Annotated in this window: 1 protein-coding gene; it reads left to right on the forward strand. The window is 67.4% G+C overall.

What is annotated here, in order from left to right; all coding sequences use genetic code 11:
• Nucleotides 1-295: 295 nt before the first annotated feature.
• Entirely contained in the window at nt 296-2563 is a 2268-nt protein-coding gene (locus ABGA94_RS05185) for a methyl-accepting chemotaxis protein (protein WP_375366577.1), read from the forward strand.
• Nucleotides 2564-2746: the final 183 nt, after the last annotated feature.

Below are 2746 nucleotides of genomic sequence, written 5' to 3' on the forward strand. Positions count from 1 at the left end.
GCGCCATGGATGGCGCCATCGAGCCCCCATGGACGGGTTTACGGCGTGTCCTGGCTGCCCACCCCGGCCCAGCCACCTACTGACAATCCAGCGCCGACCAACTGCTGTTGCTGTTGCTGTTGCTTCAAAAGCCTGCCGCAGGCAGCGCCGCAGCCGCCGCTGCAGAAAAAACCTGAATACGTTCCGACACCGCACCTCAATCCCCCGCCCCCGCGGCCGATAACGGGGTTGTCACGGCGCATCCCGCCGCTGGCCGGCTCGGCGCCGCCCGCCTGCTTCAACCGGGTCCTGCTCGATGAATCTCCTGCATCGCTGGCAACACTACTTCAGCAATCTTTCCGTCCGACGCAAGCTCAACCTGCTAACGCTGCTCATCGCGCTCGGCGTGATCGCGCTGTCGGTGATCGCCGCCCGCATGCAGTACCTTGACCTGACCGAGACCCGCAAGGCTGCGCTGAAGACCCAGGTCGAACTGAGCTACGGCATCCTCCAGCACTACCACCGCCTGGCCGGCACCGGCGAGCTCAGCGAAGAGGCCGCCAAGCGCGCCGCGCTGCAGGCGCTGGAGGTCATGCGCGCCGGGAACGATACCTACTACTTCAACATTTACGACACCGGCTACCGGCTGCTGATGCACCCGTTCCGCAAGGACCTGGTCGGCAAGGACATGAAGGACTTCCACACCGACGACGGCGTACGGATCTACTACGACCAGGTCGAAGCGGCTCGCGCCGGCGGCGGCTTCGTCAACTACCGCTGGGCCAAGCCGGGCAGCAAGGGCGAGGTCGAGAAGGTCGCGTACGCCGGCCTGTTCGCGCCGTGGAACTGGGTGGTCAGCAGTGGCGTCTACATGGACGACGTGCAGAAGCAGGCGCTGGTGTTCACTGCCATCATGACAGTCTCCGGCGGCGTCCTGGTGCTGATCTTACTGGCCCTGAGCTGGGTCATCGGCAATCGCATCGCCGTGCCGTTGAAGCAGGCCACGGCCGTCGCCGAGGGCATCGCCGCCGGCAAGCTCGACAGCCATATCGGCCCGCAGCCGCACGATGAAACCGGCCGCCTGCTGGACGCCATGGCCGGCATGCAGCAGCAGTTGCATGCCGTCATCACCGGCCAGCGCGAAATGGCCCGCCGCCACGACGGTGGCGAACTCAGCTACCGCATCGACGCCAGCGCCTTCCCCGGCGAGTACGGGCTGATGGTCCAGGAAACCAACGCCCTGGTGGGTAGCCACGTGCAGACCCTGCACGATGTGCTGGACGTGGTGCAGCAGTACGCGGTTGGTGACCTGAGCCGCGACATCGCCCGCTACCCGGGCGAGAAGGCGGCGATGACCACCACCGTCGACACCGTCAAGGCCAACCTCGGCCGCATCAACGCCGAGATCAAGCAGTTGGCCAGCGCCGCTGCTGCCGGCGACTTCAGCCGCCGAGGCGATGCGCAGCGCTTCGACCACGATTTCCGCCTGATGCTGGAAAACCTCAACGCGATGATGGCGGTCAGCGATGACAACCTCGGCAAGCTGTCGCAGCTGCTGTCGGCCATCGCCGAGGGCGACCTGACCGCGCGCATGCACGGCGATTACCAGGGCGTGTTCGCCCGCATGCGCGACGATGCCAACGCCACGGTCGCGCAGCTGACCCAGATCGTCGGCCAGATCCAGGCCAGCGCCTCCAGCATCACCCTGGCCGCCAGCGAGATCGCCTCGGGCAACAGCGACCTGTCGCGCCGTACCGAGCAGCAGGCCGCCAACCTGGAGGAAACCGCGGCCTCGATGGAGGAACTGACCTCCACTGTGCGCCAGAACGCCGAGCACGCCCGCCAGGCCAACCAGCTCGCCATCGGCGCCCATGGCGTCGCCTCGCAGGGCGGTGAAGTCGTCGGCCAGGTGGTCACCACCATGTCCGCCATCGAAGCCTCGTCGAAGAAGATCGCCGAGATCATCAGCGTCATCGACGGCATTGCGTTCCAGACCAACATCCTGGCGCTGAATGCCGCCGTGGAAGCCGCGCGTGCCGGTGAACAGGGCCGCGGCTTCGCCGTGGTTGCCAGTGAAGTGCGCACCCTCGCCCAGCGCTCGGCGGCTGCCGCCAAGGAGATCAAGGGCCTGATCGACGACTCCGTCGGCAAGGTCAACGACGGCTCGGCGCTGGTCCACAAGGCCGGCGCGACCATGGGCGAGATCGTCGCCTCGGTGCAGCGCGTGACCGACATCATGGCCGAGATCTCCGCCGCCTCGCAGGAACAGTCGGCCGGCATCGAGCAGGTCAACCAGACCGTGGTGCAGATGGACGAAACCACCCAGCAGAATGCCGCGCTGGTGGAGGAAGCCACCGCTGCCGCACGTGCGATGGAAGAACAGGCCGGCCATCTCAGCGAAGCGGTGTCGATCTTCGTGGTCGATGAGGCCGAGGTCGTCGCCGCCCCGCGCGTCGCCGCAGCCCCGGCCCCGCGAGCCACCGTGCCAGCCGCCCCGGCACCGGTCGCACCGCCGGCCCGCCGCACCGCTGGCGGTCGCCCGATGGCCACCGAACTGGCCGACGGAGACTGGCAGGAATTCTGATGCCGGCCTGACCTGATCCACGAACACGCCCTGGCCCTGCGCCGGGGCGTCTTCGTTTACGGGGTATCGCGTATCCAGCCAACGGCGAAGCCCCTCGGGGTGGGTCGCGAAGCGCTGCGGATTTCCTTCGTTTGGGCCGGGAGGGTGGGTTGCGCAGGGGACGCCGTAAACCCATCCCTGGGG

The organism is Stenotrophomonas sp. 3diitr2024 (assembly GCF_042136455.1).
In the GTDB taxonomy this organism is placed as follows: domain Bacteria; phylum Pseudomonadota; class Gammaproteobacteria; order Xanthomonadales; family Xanthomonadaceae; genus Stenotrophomonas; species Stenotrophomonas sepilia.